Source organism: Paenibacillus sp. FSL E2-0151 (genome assembly GCF_037993015.1).
Lineage (GTDB): Bacteria > Bacillota > Bacilli > Paenibacillales > Paenibacillaceae > Paenibacillus > Paenibacillus amylolyticus.
This window is the reverse complement of record NZ_CP150308.1, coordinates 5,833,135-5,851,171: the sequence shown is the minus strand read 5'-3', so window position 1 is coordinate 5,851,171 and position 18,037 is coordinate 5,833,135. Positions and strand designations below refer to the sequence as shown.

19 protein-coding genes and 1 other annotated feature are annotated in these 18,037 nt (G+C 46.2%); of the genes, 12 read left to right on the top strand and 7 right to left on the bottom strand.

The features are described from left to right. Window positions 1-248 precede the first annotated feature (248 nt). The 4 genes from zwf (at window position 249) to yunB (ending at window position 5,014) form a co-directional block, all read left to right on the top strand. Window positions 249-1,703, top strand: a complete 1,455-nt coding sequence (gene zwf, locus MHI55_RS26035; protein ID WP_076254597.1) for a glucose-6-phosphate dehydrogenase — start codon at window positions 249-251, stop codon at window positions 1,701-1,703. Window positions 1,704-2,247: 544 nt separating this feature from the next. Continuing rightward, on the top strand, window positions 2,248-3,141 hold the full coding sequence (gnd, locus tag MHI55_RS26030) for a phosphogluconate dehydrogenase (NAD(+)-dependent, decarboxylating) (protein ID WP_017692367.1): 894 nt from the start codon (window positions 2,248-2,250) through the stop codon (window positions 3,139-3,141). Window positions 3,142-3,227: 86 nt separating this feature from the next. Continuing rightward, on the top strand, window positions 3,228-3,872 hold the full coding sequence (fsa, locus tag MHI55_RS26025) for a fructose-6-phosphate aldolase (protein ID WP_036605718.1): 645 nt from the start codon (window positions 3,228-3,230) through the stop codon (window positions 3,870-3,872). 263 nt (window positions 3,873-4,135) lie between these two features. After that, window positions 4,136-5,014, top strand: a complete 879-nt coding sequence (gene yunB, locus MHI55_RS26020) for a sporulation protein YunB (RefSeq protein WP_076254599.1) — start codon at window positions 4,136-4,138, stop codon at window positions 5,012-5,014. 88 nt (window positions 5,015-5,102) lie between these two features. On the opposite strand, the gene MHI55_RS26015 is transcribed toward yunB, so the two are convergent. Next, window positions 5,103-6,173, bottom strand: coding sequence for a M23 family metallopeptidase (locus MHI55_RS26015; RefSeq protein ID WP_076254601.1), 1,071 nt, complete (start codon window positions 6,171-6,173; stop codon window positions 5,103-5,105). Window positions 6,174-6,413: 240 nt separating this feature from the next. Here MHI55_RS26015 and lipA point away from each other — a divergent pair, with 240 nt between their 5' ends. Then, on the top strand, window positions 6,414-7,313 hold the full coding sequence (lipA, locus tag MHI55_RS26010) for a lipoyl synthase (RefSeq protein WP_017692371.1): 900 nt from the start codon (window positions 6,414-6,416) through the stop codon (window positions 7,311-7,313). A 14-nt stretch (window positions 7,314-7,327) separates the two neighbouring features. Beyond that, the gene (locus MHI55_RS26005; RefSeq protein ID WP_235200693.1) at window positions 7,328-7,747 is read left to right on the top strand and encodes a YutD-like domain-containing protein; all 420 of its coding nucleotides are present in this window, start codon (window positions 7,328-7,330) and stop codon (window positions 7,745-7,747) included. Window positions 7,748-7,775: 28 nt separating this feature from the next. Here MHI55_RS26005 and MHI55_RS26000 read toward each other — a convergent pair whose 3' ends face one another. Both MHI55_RS26000 and ylbJ read right to left on the bottom strand, forming a co-directional pair. Then, window positions 7,776-8,579, bottom strand: a complete 804-nt coding sequence (locus tag MHI55_RS26000) for an NAD kinase (RefSeq protein WP_036673293.1) — start codon at window positions 8,577-8,579, stop codon at window positions 7,776-7,778. 104 nt (window positions 8,580-8,683) lie between these two features. After that, window positions 8,684-9,937, bottom strand: a complete 1,254-nt coding sequence (ylbJ, locus tag MHI55_RS25995) for a sporulation integral membrane protein YlbJ (RefSeq protein WP_047841314.1) — start codon at window positions 9,935-9,937, stop codon at window positions 8,684-8,686. A gap of 152 nt (window positions 9,938-10,089) precedes the next feature. Here ylbJ and MHI55_RS25990 point away from each other — a divergent pair, with 152 nt between their 5' ends. The 3 genes from MHI55_RS25990 (at window position 10,090) to MHI55_RS25980 (ending at window position 11,650) form a co-directional block, all read left to right on the top strand. Then, window positions 10,090-10,254 carry a hypothetical protein gene (locus tag MHI55_RS25990; RefSeq protein WP_155984997.1) on the top strand — a complete coding sequence of 55 codons (165 nt, stop codon included), beginning with the start codon at window positions 10,090-10,092 and terminating at the stop codon, window positions 10,252-10,254. Between the two features lie 243 nt (window positions 10,255-10,497). Beyond that, complete coding sequence (locus MHI55_RS25985) at window positions 10,498-10,875, top strand: globin (RefSeq protein ID WP_076254602.1); 378 nt, start codon at window positions 10,498-10,500, stop codon at window positions 10,873-10,875. Window positions 10,876-10,918: 43 nt separating this feature from the next. Beyond that, entirely contained in the window at window positions 10,919-11,650 is a 732-nt protein-coding gene (locus MHI55_RS25980; RefSeq protein WP_076254604.1) for a DUF2225 domain-containing protein, read from the top strand. Between the two features lie 12 nt (window positions 11,651-11,662). On the opposite strand, the gene MHI55_RS25975 is transcribed toward MHI55_RS25980, so the two are convergent. Further along, entirely contained in the window at window positions 11,663-11,896 is a 234-nt protein-coding gene (locus tag MHI55_RS25975; protein ID WP_017692378.1) for a hypothetical protein, read from the bottom strand. After that, a complete protein-coding gene (locus MHI55_RS25970) occupies window positions 11,893-12,063 on the bottom strand; it encodes a YycC family protein (RefSeq protein WP_017692379.1) in 171 nt (56 codons plus the stop codon). The genes MHI55_RS25975 and MHI55_RS25970 overlap by 4 nt, the downstream gene beginning before the upstream one ends. 301 nt (window positions 12,064-12,364) lie before the next feature. Here MHI55_RS25970 and MHI55_RS25965 point away from each other — a divergent pair, with 301 nt between their 5' ends. Both MHI55_RS25965 and MHI55_RS25960 read left to right on the top strand, forming a co-directional pair. Beyond that, on the top strand, window positions 12,365-14,161 hold the full coding sequence (locus MHI55_RS25965) for a M3 family oligoendopeptidase (protein ID WP_340387528.1): 1,797 nt from the start codon (window positions 12,365-12,367) through the stop codon (window positions 14,159-14,161). Window positions 14,162-14,438: 277 nt separating this feature from the next. Then, a complete protein-coding gene (locus MHI55_RS25960; protein ID WP_076319832.1) occupies window positions 14,439-14,849 on the top strand; it encodes an O-methyltransferase in 411 nt (136 codons plus the stop codon). A gap of 85 nt (window positions 14,850-14,934) precedes the next feature. Here MHI55_RS25960 and MHI55_RS25955 read toward each other — a convergent pair whose 3' ends face one another. Beyond that, the gene (locus tag MHI55_RS25955; protein WP_047841310.1) at window positions 14,935-15,168 is read right to left on the bottom strand and encodes an alpha/beta-type small acid-soluble spore protein; all 234 of its coding nucleotides are present in this window, start codon (window positions 15,166-15,168) and stop codon (window positions 14,935-14,937) included. Window positions 15,169-15,373: 205 nt separating this feature from the next. Further along, window positions 15,374-16,348 (bottom strand): aldose 1-epimerase, encoded by a 975-nt coding sequence (locus MHI55_RS25950; RefSeq protein ID WP_036605728.1) that lies wholly within the window; start codon window positions 16,346-16,348, stop codon window positions 15,374-15,376. Between the two features lie 245 nt (window positions 16,349-16,593). Further along, window positions 16,594-16,861 (top strand) — a binding site (T-box leader). A 76-nt stretch (window positions 16,862-16,937) separates the two neighbouring features. Between MHI55_RS25950 and trpS the strand changes: the two genes are divergently transcribed. Further along, window positions 16,938-17,930 carry a tryptophan--tRNA ligase gene (trpS, locus tag MHI55_RS25945; protein WP_340387526.1) on the top strand — a complete coding sequence of 331 codons (993 nt, stop codon included), beginning with the start codon at window positions 16,938-16,940 and terminating at the stop codon, window positions 17,928-17,930. Window positions 17,931-18,037: the final 107 nt, after the last annotated feature.

Genomic DNA, 18,037 nt, shown 5'->3' with positions numbered 1-18,037 from the left:
GTTCGACACGATTATTGACGAATTGTGACGACAGGTGTAATATGGGTAACGTTAATTCAAATGGTTACAATTTATAACCTAAACACAGGTTGTGGAGAGAAGGAATGTTCCATGGTTGAATTCGGGTACGATATATAAACGGAGGCAAGGCGGGGAACACACCCACTTATTCCGTCTTTTGTCATGCTTGGATTTGAACATTTTGCAACATCATATACTATACTGCACAGATCACAGGAGGCACTCCAATGGATGCAATGACATTTGTCCTGTTCGGGGCAACAGGCGATTTAGCCAAACGCAAGATTTACCCTGCATTATATAACTTGTACATGGATCAGAAAATGCCGAAATCCTTCTCCGTTATCGGATTGGGACGACGTGAATTGTCGGATACGGACTTCCAGGCGAATGTTGAAAAGTCACTGCATGAATTCTCACGTCAGACGCCGGAAGAAGAATCACAAGTTCGTGATTTCATTGGAGCTTTCCGTTATTGTTCTTTAAATAATACGAAGCTTGAAGATTACACCAAACTGTTGGAACGGGTTCAACAGCGTGAACAAGAGCTTAACATTCCCGAAAACCGCATGTTCTACATGTCGGTGGCACCGGAATTCTTTGAGCCAATCGCACTGAACATTCAAGAAAGTGGCCTGGGTAACACCAAAGGCTGGAAGAAACTGATTATCGAAAAACCATTCGGACACGATCTGCAATCAGCTCGTGATTTGAACGAAAAACTGAGCAATACCTTTGCGGAAGAAGAAATCTATCGCATTGACCATTTCCTCGGTAAACCGATGGTTCAAAATATTGAGACGCTCACCTATGCAAATCCGGTGATTCAAGCGTTGTGGTCTAACCGTTATATTGCCAATGTACAGATTACGGCAAGTGAGACGGTGGGTGTTGAAGAACGTGCCGCGTATTACGACCAAAGTGGTGCTCTTCGTGACATGTTCCAAAACCATATGCTTCAGTTGCTGATGATGATTGGTTTGCATTTGCCAAAACGTTGCACACCGGAAGAAATTCAATTCAAAAAGCAAAAAATTGCTGAAGCACTTCGTCCGTTGACAAAAGAAAATATCGCTTCTGAAGTTGTTCGTGCGCAATATGCAGCAGGTGAGCTGCAAGGTTCCTCGGTTGTTGGATATTTGGACGAGCCTGGCATTCCAGTCGGATCTCAGAACGAGACCTATGTTGCCGCAAGACTTTGGATCGATGATCCGTTCTGGAGCGAGGTTCCATTTTATATCCGTACAGGTAAACGCCTGGCTGAGAAATCCACCCGAATCGTTGTTGAGTTCAAGGCTCCACTGAAGACCGGTCATGAATCCGAAAATACAACGGAACCTAACCTGCTGACGATTGAAATTGGTCCGGGAGAAAGCATCTCGCTTCAATTAAATGCGAAGAATCCATTGAACCATGGTGAAGTGGAACCAATGCATATGACCTTCAACTCGGGTAAACGTAACATCCCTGAAGCTTACGAGAATCTGATCTTTGATGCGATGCGTGGAGATTCCACCTTCTTTGCACACTGGAACGAAGTGGAGCTGGCATGGCAATGGGTGCAACCGATTCAGGAAGCATTCGAAGCGGGCAACGTGCCACTGGATACGTATAGTGCAGGTTCGCATGGACCAGAGTCAGCAAATCGTCTGACCGCAGCAGACGGTTACCGTTGGTGGTAAGTGAAACAAAAGAGTGAGCATAAGAGAACACAAATAGTAAAAACAACTTTACAATCCGTTCTGCTCACAAATAATCATTTGCACAAATCCAAACAAACCTTTCCAAGTTAACAGGATATAGAACGAAATGTTTTATTCCCCTAGAGCTTGTACTCAGGAGCAAGTTGGATCGAATGTGCAAAATGCTGATATATACAGTATCTATTGTGAATTATACCGTTCCAATTTTGCATAAGCCCTTCCGGTTATATTTGCCGGAAGGCCGTGAAAATTTTTGAATATAGATTAGCTGTTCAGTTTTGAAAATGGTTGGCTTGAACGCTGAGAATGTAGTGTAGGGGACGAAATCGATTCTGTAGAAGCATAGCGTTCGCCTTTATCCCCGGATTTTCTCCTATATAGGAGATTCAAAAAATCTGGGGATAACAGCGATCAAAAGAACGATTCGTGACCGGAACGGTTACTTCGCCAAACGTTAAGCACTTATTTTTAATTTTGAACGCAAATAAAAATTAAACATTGTTCATAACAGGAGGATTTTGAAATGAAACTTGGACTTGTCGGATTAGGAAAAATGGGATTGAACCTGGGTAGAAACCTGATTGATCACAAACACGAAGTGGTTGCTTTTGACCTGAACGCTGAAGCAGTAAATGAAATGAAAGAATATGGCGCTGAAGGCGTATCTTCTTACGCAGAGATGGTGGCTTCACTCGAATCCCCACGTGTATTGTGGATCATGGTTCCCCACAATGTAGTAGACGCTGTATTGGCTGAAGTTAGCCCATTGTTGTCCAAAGGTGACATCATTATTGAAGCGGGTAACTCCCACTACAAAGAATCCATTCGTCGTTACGAAGAGATGAAACCTAAAGGCATTCACTACATGGATGCAGGTACATCTGGCGGTATGGAAGGCGCACGTAATGGAGCATGTTATATGATCGGTGGAGACCCGGAAGCTTGGGCAATCGTTGAACCGGCATTTAAAGATACTTCCGTAGAGAACGGCTACCTGTATGCAGGTAAAGCGGGCAGCGGTCACTTCCTCAAAATGGTTCACAATGGTATCGAGTACGGTATGATGGCATCCATCGGTGAAGGTTTTGACGTATTGGAGAAAAGTGGATTTGATTTCGACTTCGAACAAGTGGCTCGCGTATGGAACAACGGTTCCGTTATCCGCTCTTGGTTGATGGAGCTGACAGAACGTGCCTTCTCCAAAGATGCAAACCTCGATGAAATTAAAGGCGTTATGCACTCTTCCGGTGAAGGACGCTGGACGGTAGAAACGGCATTTGACCTTCAAACCGCTACACCGGTTATCGCTTTGTCCTTGTTAATGCGTTACCGTTCCCTGGAAACAGACACATTCACAGGTAAAGTGGTAGCAGCATTGCGTAATGAATTTGGCGGTCACGCTGTAGAGAAAAATTAATTTTATATATAACTGTTAACATATGATGAACATCGGGTAATAACTTATATCGTGTTTACGAATTCATCAAGTGGAGGGAACATATCATGAAATTTTTCTTGGATACAGGGAATGTGGAAGAAATCAAACGGATCGAACGTCTGGGTCTGGTGGATGGAGTCACGACTAACCCGTCTTTGATTGCCAAAGAAGGTCGCGTATTTAAAGAAGTCATTCAGGAGATCTGTGGCGTTGTTAAAGGCCCGGTCAGTGCTGAAGTCATCGGTCTCAAAGCCGAGGATATGTTGAAGGAAGCTTATGAAATTGCAGAATGGGCACCGAATGTAGTCATTAAATTGCCGATGACCGAAGATGGGCTGTACGCTTGTCATGAGTTGACGCAAAAAGGGATCAAAACCAATGTCACGCTGATTTTCTCCGCAGCACAGGGCCTGATGGCGGCGAAAGCCGGTGCAACCTACATCAGTCCATTCGTTGGTCGCTTGGATGATATTGCGGTGGATGGTATGAAATTGATTCGTGATCTGCGTCTTATTCTGGACATGTATGATCTGCCTTCCGAGATTATCGCAGCAAGCATTCGCAATATCAAACATGTAGAGGATGCAGCCCTTTCCGGTGCGCATATTGCCACCATTCCGGGTTCGCTTCTGCCGACACTTTGGAAACACCCACTGACGGACAGCGGGATTGAACGTTTCCTGAAAGACTGGGAATCTGTTCCGAAATAAAAGGATAGACATGGCCTGAATCTTTGGGTGGTCTGAACATAAAACCTTTTGCCTTGCAGAGTAATCTGCGGGTGAAAGGTTTTTTTATCTCTGTTTATGTAGTTTCCGATTCGAGGTTAGTTTAACCAATGAGGAGTGCTTGTCCCTTTCATGTTGTTGTTACTTTTTATCCAGTGTCCATGTGCTGTCCTTCTTTTTCGGGACAACGGTGCATAAGGTTAACATATAGCCTATAGCTCATCCCGTAGGGGAGGGACACTTCGATGATGAGAAGAAAATGGCGAAGCCGGAGACGCCGTAAGCCGCCAAGCGGCAAACGCAAAATGTGGTTGATCATTTTATTGGTCACCGCGTTTTGTTTGATGCAGGGCTTTGCTTATGTGGATAAAAAGATGAAGCCCCCCATCATGCACTTGGCCAAGATCAGAGTGAAGCAGATTGCGACCGAAGCGATCAACAAGGCGATTACAGCACAGGTTGCCGATGGCAAAACCAACGAAGGACTGATTGACTGGAAGACGGATACCGCCGGGAAAGTGTCCGGTTTCATGCTGAACTACAATGAGCATATGCGAATCACTGCAAGTACGATGAATATTGTGCAATCTACGTTGCAGAATGTACACATGTTAAAAGAAAAAATCCCACTGGGGCAGGCGCTGGGCAGTCCGGTGTTGGCTTCATTTGGCCCGAGTATACCGGTTCGTATTGAGCCCCAAGGTGCTGTCAAAGTGGATCTGAACACCCGTCAACAGAATGCGGGTATTAACATGATTTTGGTGGAAGTGTACATTCACATCATTGCTGAGGTCGCGGTCGTGGTGCCCTTCGACATGGAACCCGAAACGGTCGATACGGAAATCCCGATTTCCTACCTTTTGGTTGTCGGGGATGTGCCAATGTATTATTACGATAATCAGGGCAAGCCAGTGGGCAGTAACGGCAGTAATGCCCCAGCTATTGCGCTGCCATCAGGTCATACGGGTGTATCAAGCGGTAATGGAGTAACTACGAATCCCCCTGGCCAGAATCAGCAACAGACGCCGTCAGACCATTTGCAAAGGAATGAACTTGAAATTGAGCCGGATGATCTGCCTGATGTGAATGGGGGATTGCAGCTCAATAAGGACGCGCACCCATGATACACACAAATTTGAATTGCAAAGCAAAGAAAGGGGCCTCTATTAAAGAGGTCCCTTTTTCGCTTTGCTGATCGTGCATATCCTCGTCTCACTTGTTTTTCTTGCTCTTTTGTTTGCGTTCATCCTGTTCCCAATGTTTCAGCTGTGGATAAGGGTCGAACGACCATTCGTGCAGTCCGCTGTCGCGATAGATCCCATAGTGCAGATGTGGAGGGAATTTGCCCTGTGTCCCAGGTTTCCCGTAACCCGAACTGCCAACCCAACCTACGACCTGACCGGGGATCACAACTTCACCGATGCGTGCACTTTTGTCAAAACCCGAAAGGTGGGCGTAATAGTGATAATGATTGTTCAAATCCCGAATTCCGATGCGCCAGCCACCAAACGGATTCCAGCCTTTGATTTCCACGACCCCGTAACAGGTACTGCGCACAGGCAGGCCATGCGGGGCGAAAATATCTGTTCCCTCATGAATGCGATAACCGCCCCAGCTTCTTTTTGTCCCCCAGGTACTGCGATAGGAGTAGTTGGTTCCGAGCGGGACCGGAAAGGCATGTCCGAATAGATCCAGATTGTCAAAATGCTCATATAACTTCGCGAATTGCTGTATCCGTTGCACAGCACGGGAGTTGTGATAATATTCCCACAAGGCAATGTTGAAGTCCTCTTGTTTGTTTCCGTAACCTTGAATAACAGAAGCCATGCTGTACAGCACATCCTGATCATTGTTGGCATCCGCTATACCGTCTCCTGAACCATCACGTCCATATCCTTTGAAAAAAAGAATGGATTCCGGATGTTGATCCGTCTCATCGGGATTTAGCCATCCTCTCCAGGCCGGAGGGGTCATGAAGATACCCGTAAGCCGCTCCGGATGCTTGCGATCCTTTGGATGTGCACGAGTAATCGTTCGTTCATACTGATCAATGGCAGCAAGCCTGTACCAGGGAATCTGGGTCATCTGACCGATGGTTTCATATAAATGGCGACGTGCAGCGAAAATTTCTGCGGGTTTTAACTCGGCAACCTGTGGTTTGGGAGCGGCCTGGGCGGGTTCACCGTAAACTTCAACAGGCAAGAATGGGAGAAGCAGAGTACCTGCAAGTAATGTTTTGATCCAAAAGCGGTACGTCTGCCTGAAGGTCAAGCGTTGTTGCACTGGGAAGCAACCCCTTTCCATTAGAATGATACAAGGTACCCGATGAACCAAGCTAAAGGTTAGCGTTCTTCAAAAGTTCTCATTTTATCCATGTAAGCTCTTGGGGGGAATCCAATTATACAAATTGTCCATATCGGGCATGAATGCACAAGATGTGACAAATGGGGGTTTTTCCAGCGCTTTCATGGTATAATATGTTCCGAGCAACAGCCTAACTTCAGTAGAAAGAAGGTTTATGCATTGGCTAAACGTGTTAAAGAACCGAAGCCGGATTGGATTCGGATCAAATTGACAACCGGCGATAACTATCAGGAAATGAAAACGATGATGCGTTCCAAAACGTTGCATACGGTATGTGAGGAAGCACGGTGTCCGAATATTTATGAATGCTGGGCCAATCGAACGGCCACTTTTATGATTTTGGGCGACATTTGCACAAGGGCATGCCGTTTTTGCGCGGTGAATACAGGCTTGCCAACGGAGCTTGATTTGCAGGAACCAGAACGTGTGGCGGAAGCAGCAGAGCAGATGAATCTGCAACACTGCGTAATTACAAGTGTAGCCCGTGATGACCTGAAGGATGGGGGAGCTACGATTTTTGCAGAGACCGTGAAGGCCGTAAGACGACGGTTGCCATTGTGTAGCGTTGAAGTACTCATTCCAGACTTTCTGGGCGATCGGGAATCTTTGCAGATTGTAATGGATGCCAAACCGGACATTCTGAATCACAATATTGAGACGGTTGAGCGGTTGTCAGACAAAGTGCGTGCCAAGGCGAAATATAAACGTTCACTGGAATTGCTTGCTCGTGCCAAAGAAATGCAACCTAACATCCCTACGAAATCAAGCATTATGCTTGGTGTAGGTGAGGAATATAATGAAATTTTATCAACAATGGATGATCTTCGTGCGGTGAACTGTGATATTATGACGATTGGTCAATATTTGCAGCCATCGGAGAAACATCTGTATGTTGAAAAGTATTATCCGCCAGAGGAGTTTGCTGCATTGAAACAGGAAGGATTAAAACGTGGGTTCAGCCACGTCGAATCCGGCCCGATGGTACGCAGCTCCTACCATGCGCATGAACAGGTGAAATCGGCTACCAAACATGCTGAACAGGCGGCAACACACGCGTGATGGAGGATACCGGATTGGAAGAAGAAAAAATCACAGAACAGATTCAGGACCAACTTCAGGAGCAGATCCAGGAGCCGGTTCAGGAATCAGTTGTTGAATCAGTTGAGGAAAAGCCCAAAGAACCGGTCATTGTACAGATCGGCGGCAAAAATTATGAAATCGTCCAGAACCACAAAGAAGGCTGGAATCCAGAGGTCTTCCGTGATCGTTACAGTGAAGTGCTGGAGCGTTATGATTATATTATCGGAGACTGGGGTTATAGCCAGTTGAGGTTAAAAGGTTTTTACCGTGATAACCATCCAAAAGCAACGAAGGATTCCACGATTGCCAGTATGGTGGATTATATCAATGAATATTGTAACTTTGGCTGTGCGTACTTTGTGCTTCAGAAGAGCAAGGATCAACCTCAAGCCAAAGCAAAAAGCGGTTCCTGAGAAGGACCGCTTTTTTGGTGTGTTTATTTTAGTCAAGAAATGCCGTGCGAACCCGGTTCCAGAATGGATAAGGGCGGAAACGTGCGAAACTGACCTTGTGACTGGATACCTGACAACGGACGGAGATCAGATCCTCCACCATCACATTCACATGATCAATCGTCATCAATAACCGCTGATCCTTGCGGGAGAAAATATCACAATGATGATGCTTGGGCAAAATAACCGGTGAACCAAGTGTACGATAGACCCGGTTATTAATCGATGCAATCTCCGCAATCTGAATCGCCTCGATGGTTGGATGAACCATGGCACCGCCAAGGGCCTTGTTGTATGCCGTGCTGCCTGATGGCGTGGATACACAGATGCCATCCCCACGGAACATCTCAAATGTCACATCGTTAATATCGACCTGGGCTACGACGGTACCGTCTACACCTTTTAACGTAAATTCATTAAGGGCGATGTAAGAGGAATTCCCCGACTTTTTACGAATCTCAAGCTCCAAGAGTGGGTATTGTACAATACGTGGTTTGAGACGCTCCGGATCTCCCTTGCCACTCATCAGCCTGACTAACTCCCGTAATTCTTCCTTCTTCCAATCGGCGTAAAAGCCGAGATGGCCTGTATGAACCCCAACAAAAGCAATATCCGGAATACGGTCGATGAAATTGTGAAATGCCTGTAGCATCGTACCATCGCCCCCGATGGAGATAACAATCTCCGGCGATTCTGCATCCAGCTTGAACCCTTCTTCCTTCGCCAGCGCGTGAAACTGCTGACTGAGATCAATCGATAACTGGTCTCCGCGGTCTTGAACATAGTATCTCAAGATGAAAGCTCCTTTGTGGTCATTATACTACCGATGATAATCAATTCCGCGGAAGAACACAACGTTTGGGCGCATATTCAGTTAAATATAGATGAATCGTTCACTTATTTTTTGGTATGTCGTCTAGGCTTGAGAATGGAACTTAATATCGCAAGGAATAACAACAACACGATGAGGCTTACAAAAACAATCATTCCGGATAAGAAAATCAGTCCCCAGTCCGGTGTATACGTTGATAACGATGGGATGAAACCGGGCTCCATGAGAACGGGTGAAGAGGAACGCCCCATCAGGGGTGTCCACAACAGCAGGACCAGCATAGGTGCGATTAGCGCATGGATTGCTCTGGCAAATAGAAATGGACCGTATCTCATGGGTGTGTTGCTAAGAACACTCATAATCTGTGCATGGACGGATAATCCACCCCAAGAGAGAACAAAGGCTGCTGCTGCTACTTTATAGACGAGTGGGATGGATGCCCCGGCACTCCCAGCCTCTTTGTTCCCCAGCGTTACTTCAAACAGCCCACCGACCAAGCTAGGAGATAAGGATGGAGGCAGTCCGCTATGTCGTAACAATTGCTCGGTTATCCCGTATAATCCGCCAAGCCAACCGGTCTGGACAAGTAGCTCCATCATGACCGAGAAGAATACAACCAGCCCTCCTACGATAATAATAAGGCGAAGGGATGAGGAGACTGCCTGGCGCAGCAGTTCACCAAATGCCCGTCCGTCAGCTTTTCTTGCTTCATGCATCGCATAGATGGCCCGGACCAGTCTGTTTCTAGGTATCCCCTCCGATGGAGATCCAAAAGAACTGTCTGGGTGTGAGCCTTTTGCTGTACCCCCGTGAAAACGCATGAGCATACCCACCAGAAAAGCTGCAGCGTAATGGCTCGCAACCAATACTGGAGCAATGGCGACATTATGGAAGAATCCAACCGATACCGCTCCAATCATGAAGATCGGATCGGATGATGTAGTGAAGGCAACGAGCCGTTCTCCTTCTTCCCGGGTAACCAGCTTTTGTTCCCATAACTGAGCGGTCAGTTTCGCCCCTGTAGGATAACCGGATGCACAGCTCACGGCAAATACAAAACCACCGCTTCCGGGAACACGAAACAATGGACGCATCAGTGGATTCAGCAAGGTACCTAGAAAATGAACAATGCCAAAGCCGAGCAGCAGCTCGGACAGCACCAAAAAAGGAAAAAGGGAGGGAAACAATACGTCCCACCAGATGGACAGTCCACGTACACCTGCATGCCAGGTTTCCGCTGGATACAAGACCATTAACACACAAAGGATCAGGAGAGCGATTGTGACCAGGACATGGGTGAGTCGTTGTGAAGCAGCCATGAATTCTTCTCCTTTATATTTGGAATGGTCGGTGTGCGGAAGTCTGTGATGTTATTGCCATCAATATATGAAAAAAAGTGGACAAACAGTACAAAATTATACTTAGAAAGCGCTTGCAAAAGTGGCTGTGTTTTTGAGTGATGTGTGCTAAAATGAGAAAAACGCCTGAACGTCACCTAATTGTCTCCAAGGTGGAATTCAATTCGGATGGAGTGATGATCATGAGTCTTGTCACCGGAATCCTGGTCTGTGCTTTTGTATATGTGATACGTGCCTCGCTGGTACGCTCTGAGGAAGAGGACTGGCGGAGTTATTAATGAAATACTAGTGCGCCAACCCAAGCGGTTGGCGCTTTTTTTGTGTTATGTTTCGAATAAGGTCCTATATACAGATGGCAGGTTACATGTCCTGATGATTTCATGTTATATAGGACTTTTTGGTTTTTTTTGATAGAATGGAGATAAAGGCTTTTGTGGCCTGGATATTGTTACTGTTTTCACAATGTTCACGGAACGTGTAATATATGGCAAAATTCGACATCAGAAAGGGGAATCAGACGAATGAATCCCAGTTTAAGCATTTATGACAATCTTGGCGGTGAGAAAGGTGTTCGCGCACTGGTCGAGGCTTTCTATCCGATCGTTCAGCAGAATGAGCAGCTGGCTCCGCTTTTCCCGGAAGATATTCAGCCGGTCATCGACAAGCAGTATATGTTTTTGTCTCAGTTTTTTGGAGGACCAGGGCTGTTTTCCGAGGCGTTTGGACATCCGATGATGCGTGCCCGTCATATGCATTTTGAAGTGACTGTTGAACGGGCTGAGGCGTGGCTTGCATGTATGGATCAAGCCTTAACACAGATTGGTGTGGAGGAGCCCTTGCATGCGTTTATCCTGCAGCGTTTATCCGGGCCTGCACATCATTTTGTGAATACACCGTAGATCCGAATATGATTACAAGCGTACGGGAGAGGGATGGAAGAAATTGGAATTAGAGCCGCTGTATAAGGTGAAGGTGACCTGCCATTATTGCGAAACCGAGTATGAAACCTCACGGGTAAGACCGAGTTTGAAAAGGCCCTACCGGACGGATTCGGATTTTTGTGCTTACTACAAGCTGGAGAATCCAGATTTTTATGTGGTTCGCATCTGTCCGCAGTGCGGGTTTGCCACGACGGAGAACGCAACGGAGCATTTAAATGATGCTCAGCGCAAGGCTTTTAAGGAACAGATCGGTAACCGCTGGGTTAAACGTGATTATAGCGGAGCACGAACACTGGAACAGGCGTTGGCAACGTACAAGCTTGCCTTGCTGTGCGCACAGGTTATCCAGGAGAAAGATCGTGTCGTTGCTGGTCTGTTGCATCATATAGCTTGGTTGTATCGTTATATGGAGGACCATGCACAGGAACATCGTTTTCTTGAATTTAGCCTGGAAGCCTATGTGAAGGTGTTCGAACGTGAAGGAACGGGTGGCAATGAAGCCAAACTGTTGTATTTGCTCGGGGAATTGAACCGCAGGGTAGGCCGGTTTAATGAAGCAGTGCAATGGTTCAGCAAGGTCATTCATGACAAGCGGATCACAGATGCGGCCATGATTCGTGCTTCAAGGGAACAGTGGGCCGTGCTGCGTGAGCAGATGATTTCAAGTAAGTTGGAACTCCCTGAAGAGATGCTGGAAACAGACAAAGAGGCTGCAAAGCGCAGCCCCCTCTAGGTTGATCTTACATTAGTTACGGACAGGACGGCTGGATAACAAATAGTCACTGTCGTTGTCGATCACGGTCATGCTTGTATTACAGCAGGGAAAGACCAGTAATTTCTTTTTGCCTTCGCGAATGAGCACAAGCTCTTTGGGTTTGAGGGGGAGCAGCACGTTGCTTGCATGACAGTAGGGACATTGCTGTACATAGATGTCTCCCATCACAATATCGTAAGGCCAGCTGTTCTCAAACGGAATCATTCTTGTTCGCCTTCTGGTGCGGAAGGTTTGGAGGCTTCTTGTTTGGCGAGTTCCGCAATCTTCTGCATCAGGATATGTTGGGGCATGTGCATCAGGTGCTCCAAAGGTACGCCCAGGGATTCTGCTAATTTGACGGCTGTATCAGCCGATACTTGTAAAGGTTTCATACGTTTACCTCCTGAAAGTTACTATGAATACATGTTCAAAAAGTCTGGTTTTCAGTACCGAGAAGATGGAATGAAGCTAGAAATGGAGTAGCGGAGCGTAGGCAAACTACGTGAGCAACGGACATTTCGGCTGAATTTCATATTCGATGCTGATGATGCCGTTAGGCATGATTCGTAATCAAAAGTGGGCTTTTTGAACAACCTCTGTAGCTATTTCTCTAGTATAGAGATATGGCTCACAGAAAACCAGTTTTTAATTCAATCCTAACCATCCAATTTATAGAGAGAGGTGCCTTATTAAATGAAAACGCCATTACACCCCGTATGGGACCTGGAGTCCATTTTTAGTGGAGGTTCTTCCTCCGAGACATTTGCTGCGTATCTGATTGAACTGGAAGAGGATGTACGTAAACTGCAACATCTGTTGAACGAAACAGATGCACCGACTTCATTAAAAGAGACGGCTGCATTTGATCCGATTTTGGAACTACTGCAAAGCTGTTATATCCGCATATCGGAAGGATCTGCGTTTGTATCCTGCCTCTCATCGCAAAACCAGAAGGACAAAAAGGCAACGCAGCTTCAAGGCGCCATCAGTTCTATTTCAGCGATGCTGAACGGCAGCAAATCGAAGTTTGATAATACACTCAGTCAGACATCGGATTCGGTGTGGGACGCTTGGATTGCTCGGGAAGATATTCAGCCGCTGGCATTTGTACTGAACGAGAGTCGCACGCTGGCTCGTGAGAAGCTGTCGCCTGAACTGGAAGGCCTTGCACTGGATCTGGGTGTGGATGGTTACCATGGTTGGGGCAAATTCTATAACACGATTGTCAGCAAGGTGAACATTCCATTTGAGCAAGATGGGGAAACGGTGATGCTCTCCGCAGGACAGGCTGCCAACAAGCTGAGCGATAGTGATCGGAATGTACGCGAGACGGTATTCGCAAACTGGGAGCAAGCTTGGACCGATGTCGAAGATTTCTGCGCTGACACGCTGAATCACCTCGCGGGATTCCGTCTGAAGTTATATGAGAAACGTGGCTGGCATGATATCCTCAAAGAACCCCTGGCCATCAACCGGATGTCACGTCAGACACTGGATACGATGTGGGATGTGATTAACGGTGCCAAACCTGCGCTTGTTCAATATCTGGAGCGCAAGGCAGAACTGCTGGGGGTAGACAAGCTCAGCTGGAGCGACGTAGATGCACCTGTAGGTAAATCAAGTGGCAAAATCACTTACGATGAGGCAGCCATCAATATTGTTGAACAGTTTGCCAAGTTCAGTCCTAAACTTTCCTCGTTTGCAGAGATGGCTTTTGAGAAACGCTGGATCGAAGCAGAAGACCGTCCTGGCAAGCGTCCAGGCGGATTCTGTACGTCTTTGCCACTTAGCAAAGCAACCCGAATTTTCATGACCTTCTCCGGGACACCATCTAATGTGTCGACTCTTGCGCATGAACTTGGGCATGGATATCATCAACACATTATGGAAGAGTTGCCTGCATTGAATCAACGTTATGCGATGAATGTGGCTGAGACAGCGTCCACGTTTGCTGAACTGATTGTAGCAGATGCCCTGGTGCAGGCGGCAACAGATGAGCAAGAGAAGCTGGCTTTGCTGGAAGACAAGATACAGCGAAGTGTGGCTTTCTTTATGAACATCCATGCCCGGTTCCTGTTTGAGAATCGTTTCTACGAACAACGCAAAAAAGGCTTGGTCAACGCGGATGAATTATCCAAATTAATGGTGGAGGCGCAGCAGGAAGCGTTCTGCGGTGTGCTTGCATCAGATCATCCTCATTTCTGGGCATCCAAACTGCATTTCTATCTGACAGGTGTGCCATTCTATAATTTCCCATACACGTTCGGTTATATGTTCAGTGCGGGAATCTATGCAAGAGCGCAGCAGGAAGGTACAGCATTTGCAGATAAATATGATGATTTGTTGCGGGATACAGGGCGTATGACGGTCGAAGAACTTGCTCAGAAACATCTGGGTACGGACCTGACACAACCGGAATTCTGGCAAAATGCTGCGGACTTGGTTATTGCCGATATTGAGCAGTTTCTGCAGATGACAGCAACCGAATAATAGGTTGAATATATATGAAAAGGCTGCAAATCCGTGTTAACAGACACAGGATTGCAGCCTTTTTTTGTACAGAATCCTCATTTTTGATTATCGAAGATTTTGTCGTAATTAATTGAAAAAGCTCAGTTTAAGGGAGCGGAATGGCAATTAATTGTGCAAATCATAGTTAGAAATACCCAACTTTGCCGTTCTTTGTTGAATGAGCACATATGATGTCATATAATGAGTCGTAAGTCCTTGCTGTATAGGACTATAAGCATATAAGGAGAGTGTTAATATGAAAATTGATGAGCTTTCATTAGCGAGACAGTTGGATCTGGTATTCAAAGAACTTGATCATGAGTTGTCAGGGTTAGATTCAGGGGTAGTTTTTGTGCAAATACGAAACAACGTAATTGGGAAATTCGGTATTCGACATAATCCGATAGCTGGACGAGATGGGCAGATGGATATGGAGGAAGGGGGGCTAAACGAAACCCAGAGAACTTCTTTCCGGGCAATGGCACTGGAGACGTTGAAATTCAAACGTAATTGGACACATGGCGAAATATCGTACGACTTCACAGTAAGACAAGGTATGATTTTGGTAGATGCAACAATGGAGTCTAATTACAATATGGCGAGCCTGATGATTCGTTACCCTAGAACCAATACATACAAGGATTCAGATATGGAGTCGAGCTCATAATTCGTTGCACAAGAGAAAGCGGCACTTCCGAAGAAGGCCGCTTTTACTTTTGGATTCTGCTTAGGCTCAAGCAATAATTACGAGCTTACGAACGACCCGATAATTGCTGCTCAGCGATTTGCACCAGACGTTTAGTGATGTATCCACCCAGAGAACCTGTCTCACGGGAAGTATAGTTACCGTAGTAACCATCTTGTGGAATAGTTACACCCAGCTCTTGAGCAGCTTCAATTTTCAATTGTTGCAATGCTGCTGTTGCTTGGGGAACGACCAGGTTGTTGGAGCGGCTACCGCTACCTTGGTTTTGACTTCCGTACATATGTGTCACCTCCTTATGGGTTGGTGATGTTAGTATGGTTAGAGAATACGGAAATATACATGATATGGCGTAAGGGAAAATATGGATAACTATCAGTGCACAGGACACATAAAAAAGCCGACCCAATGCGGGTCGGCAAGTTGTATTTGGATATCAAAATATAGGGTGATATGCGTAAAAGCAAAATAGAGCATGATCAGCTCGCTTAGTCTGTAGGAGGTATAACCTCAATACGTGTAAATAACTCAACAGGCTGTTCCGGTTCCAAGCGAATCAACCCGGTTTGTTCATCTGATAAAGCCAAATTAGGTGCATCCGGGAGCCAAGTGTACGGTTCAATGCACAAGAACTGATCGGATTCACCTTTGGTAAAGAGAACCCAATGTTTGAAAAATGTTTCATCTGCTGAATATTTCAATGTATACCCATCTTGCCTGCGTAAGTAAGCCGTAGCCGGTTCACCTTCGGTAGCTTTCAACAGGGTATCCCAGTTACGTCCCTGCAAATTGATACCTTCGTTCAGAGCAGACCATTCACCCAGGGATTCCAGTTCACCTGTCGGTAGTTGTTCTTCATTCTGTCCGTATATTCCGGAAACAGGCAGTTGCAGTGTCCAGTCGGCAGGTTTGCCGTCTAACAAAAACCATGTATGATATCCCATCCCAAAAGGAGCAGGTGTTGAGCTCAGATTGGTGACTCTCAGACGCTGGCTAAATACAGCGTTTTGCAGACTGAACGTCATCTCAAGTTTTAGGGGAATCGGGAATTGGGCCATCCAATGCTCTTCATTTTCGGTTAGTAATTCAGTCGTAATTGCACAGCCTTCTTCATCTTCCTCAATGTCACTGACACACCAGGATTGGGTACGGTGGAGACCGTGAATATGGTTGTCATTCGCCGTGTTCTGATCGAACTGGTAACGAACGCCTTCATATTCGAATTGTCCACGATGAATGCGCCCTGGTGGAATCAGGAGAGGAACGCCAAAATGGTACGGCTTCTGCAGATAAAAGGCAAGATCGTCTTCATCCGGACGGCGGACGACATCTCTGTCCTGCACTAAATCGCGAATAGAAATAATATTATTTCCAAGACGCGGCAGCAGGGTGATTTCCAATTCACGGCTATGTAGGATATACGTGTCGTAACCATTCCATTGGCCTTTGGTCACTTGTTTCATATCGATGCTCCTTTTCCCACTTGAAATCTGTCTGCAAGCAGTTGTGATGAAGCTACTGCTGCAGGCGTGTCGTTGTGTACATGCCAGCGATTTCCTGCGCTATTTCGTGTGAAGCAGGCAACAGGATAAGCAATTCCATCATAACAGATTTTGATGTCTCGGGTAAAAAAGTTCAACTCATTTTGACATTCACGCCTGTGCGCATTAAGATGGAACTCTAAAAGCATTTATTAGAATTAAATGACATGAAATCGATGACAGGGATAAGTAGGCCAAGAGAATCCTCTCCAGAAAGCCGGTGGTTGATGTGAACCGGTGTGAGCTCTTTACCGAATGGACCCTTGAGTGTAGGTTTGAACAGGTTAAGCCAGAGATGGGCTTGCCCCACTAGAGTCTGCCGTATAATCCACGTTACGGAACAATGAAGGCATTTCTTCGGCTTGACTTGATTCAGGGTCAGGAGCAATCGAAGAAAAGCGAATAAGGGTGGCACCACGGTCTCACGTCCCTTGCGGATGTGGGGCCTTTTTGCGTTCGCAGAGAATGGCAGGAGTTTTTTTTATATACAATCAGGGAGGCGTTATGTGTAATGAAAACAGTACTTTCAGGTATTCAGCCAAGCGGTAAGCTCACATTGGGCAACTATATTGGTGCAATCAAAAATTTTGTAAAACTCCAGCATGACTATCAATGTTATTTCATGGTGGTTGATCTTCATGCCATCACCGTGGCTCAGGAGCCAGCAGCATTGCGTGAACAGTCGGAAGCGGTAGCTGCACTGTTTATTGCAGCAGGTATTGATCCTTCGAAATCTAACGTATTTCTGCAATCCCATGTACCGCAGCACGCGGAATTGGGATGGTTGATGACAACGCTGACCTCCATGGGTGAGCTTGAACGCATGACTCAGTTTAAGGATAAATCATCCGGTAAAGATTCGGTTGGTGCCGGACTGTTTGTGTATCCATCATTAATGGCGGCTGATATTTTGTTATACAATGCTGACCTTGTACCAGTAGGTGAGGACCAGAAGCAGCATCTGGAACTGACACGTGATCTGGCAGGACGTTTTAACCACCGTTATGGGGAGTACTTCACCATTCCAGATCCGTATATTCCGCAGGTGGGTGCACGGGTAATGTCACTTGATGATGCCTCTTCGAAAATGAGCAAAAGTAACCCTAACGCTGGCAGCTATATTGCCCTGCTGGATCCGCCGGATGTGATTCGCAAAAAAATCAGCCGTGCCACTACAGATTCGGGACGTGAAGTCGTATATGATCCGGCAAACAAACCGGAAGTCAGCAATCTGATGAGTATCTATGCTGAATGTGCAGGTATGACGCTTAAGGAAGTAGCTGAGCGTTATGAAGGCAAGATGTACGGTCCATTCAAAAAGGAACTGGCTGAAGTGGTTGTATCTGTGATTGAACCGCTGCAACAACGATATAATGAGATTCGTGAGTCTGGCGAATTGGCGGATGTTCTGGATACGTCAGCCCGTCGTGCAGAAGAAGTTGCTGCTCAAACGTTGGATGCAGTGAAAGAGCGTATGGGATTTGTTCCGAGACGTAAACAGTAGTCGTGAACAAAGATCTTCATTTCATGCAATGAATAGTTAACATAAATAAAGAGGAGCCCTATTGAAGGACTCCTCTTTATTCATGCGTTCATTATTGAACTATCAAA

Excerpts from the sequence above, each read along its gene's own strand:
- MHI55_RS25990 (WP_155984997.1), top strand. The coding sequence starts at position 10,090 with ATGAGAAAAACGCCTGAACGTCACCTAATTGTCTCCAAGGTGGAATTC.
- MHI55_RS25950 (WP_036605728.1), bottom strand. The coding sequence starts at position 16,348 with ATGAAACAAGTGACCAAAGGCCAATGGAATGGTTACGACACGTATATC.
- zwf (WP_076254597.1), top strand. The coding sequence starts at position 249 with ATGGATGCAATGACATTTGTCCTGTTCGGGGCAACAGGCGATTTAGCC.
- ylbJ (WP_047841314.1), bottom strand. The coding sequence starts at position 9,937 with ATGGCTGCTTCACAACGACTCACCCATGTCCTGGTCACAATCGCTCTC.
- MHI55_RS25955 (WP_047841310.1), bottom strand. The coding sequence starts at position 15,168 with ATGTACGGAAGTCAAAACCAAGGTAGCGGTAGCCGCTCCAACAACCTG.
- gnd (WP_017692367.1), top strand. The coding sequence starts at position 2,248 with ATGAAACTTGGACTTGTCGGATTAGGAAAAATGGGATTGAACCTGGGT.
- MHI55_RS25970 (WP_017692379.1), bottom strand. The coding sequence starts at position 12,063 with ATGAAACCTTTACAAGTATCGGCTGATACAGCCGTCAAATTAGCAGAA.
- fsa (WP_036605718.1), top strand. The coding sequence starts at position 3,228 with ATGAAATTTTTCTTGGATACAGGGAATGTGGAAGAAATCAAACGGATC.
- MHI55_RS25960 (WP_076319832.1), top strand. The coding sequence starts at position 14,439 with ATGAAAATTGATGAGCTTTCATTAGCGAGACAGTTGGATCTGGTATTC.
- MHI55_RS25985 (WP_076254602.1), top strand. The coding sequence starts at position 10,498 with ATGAATCCCAGTTTAAGCATTTATGACAATCTTGGCGGTGAGAAAGGT.
- MHI55_RS25965 (WP_340387528.1), top strand. The coding sequence starts at position 12,365 with ATGAAAACGCCATTACACCCCGTATGGGACCTGGAGTCCATTTTTAGT.
- trpS (WP_340387526.1), top strand. The coding sequence starts at position 16,938 with ATGAAAACAGTACTTTCAGGTATTCAGCCAAGCGGTAAGCTCACATTG.
- MHI55_RS25975 (WP_017692378.1), bottom strand. The coding sequence starts at position 11,896 with ATGATTCCGTTTGAGAACAGCTGGCCTTACGATATTGTGATGGGAGAC.
- yunB (WP_076254599.1), top strand. The coding sequence starts at position 4,136 with ATGATGAGAAGAAAATGGCGAAGCCGGAGACGCCGTAAGCCGCCAAGC.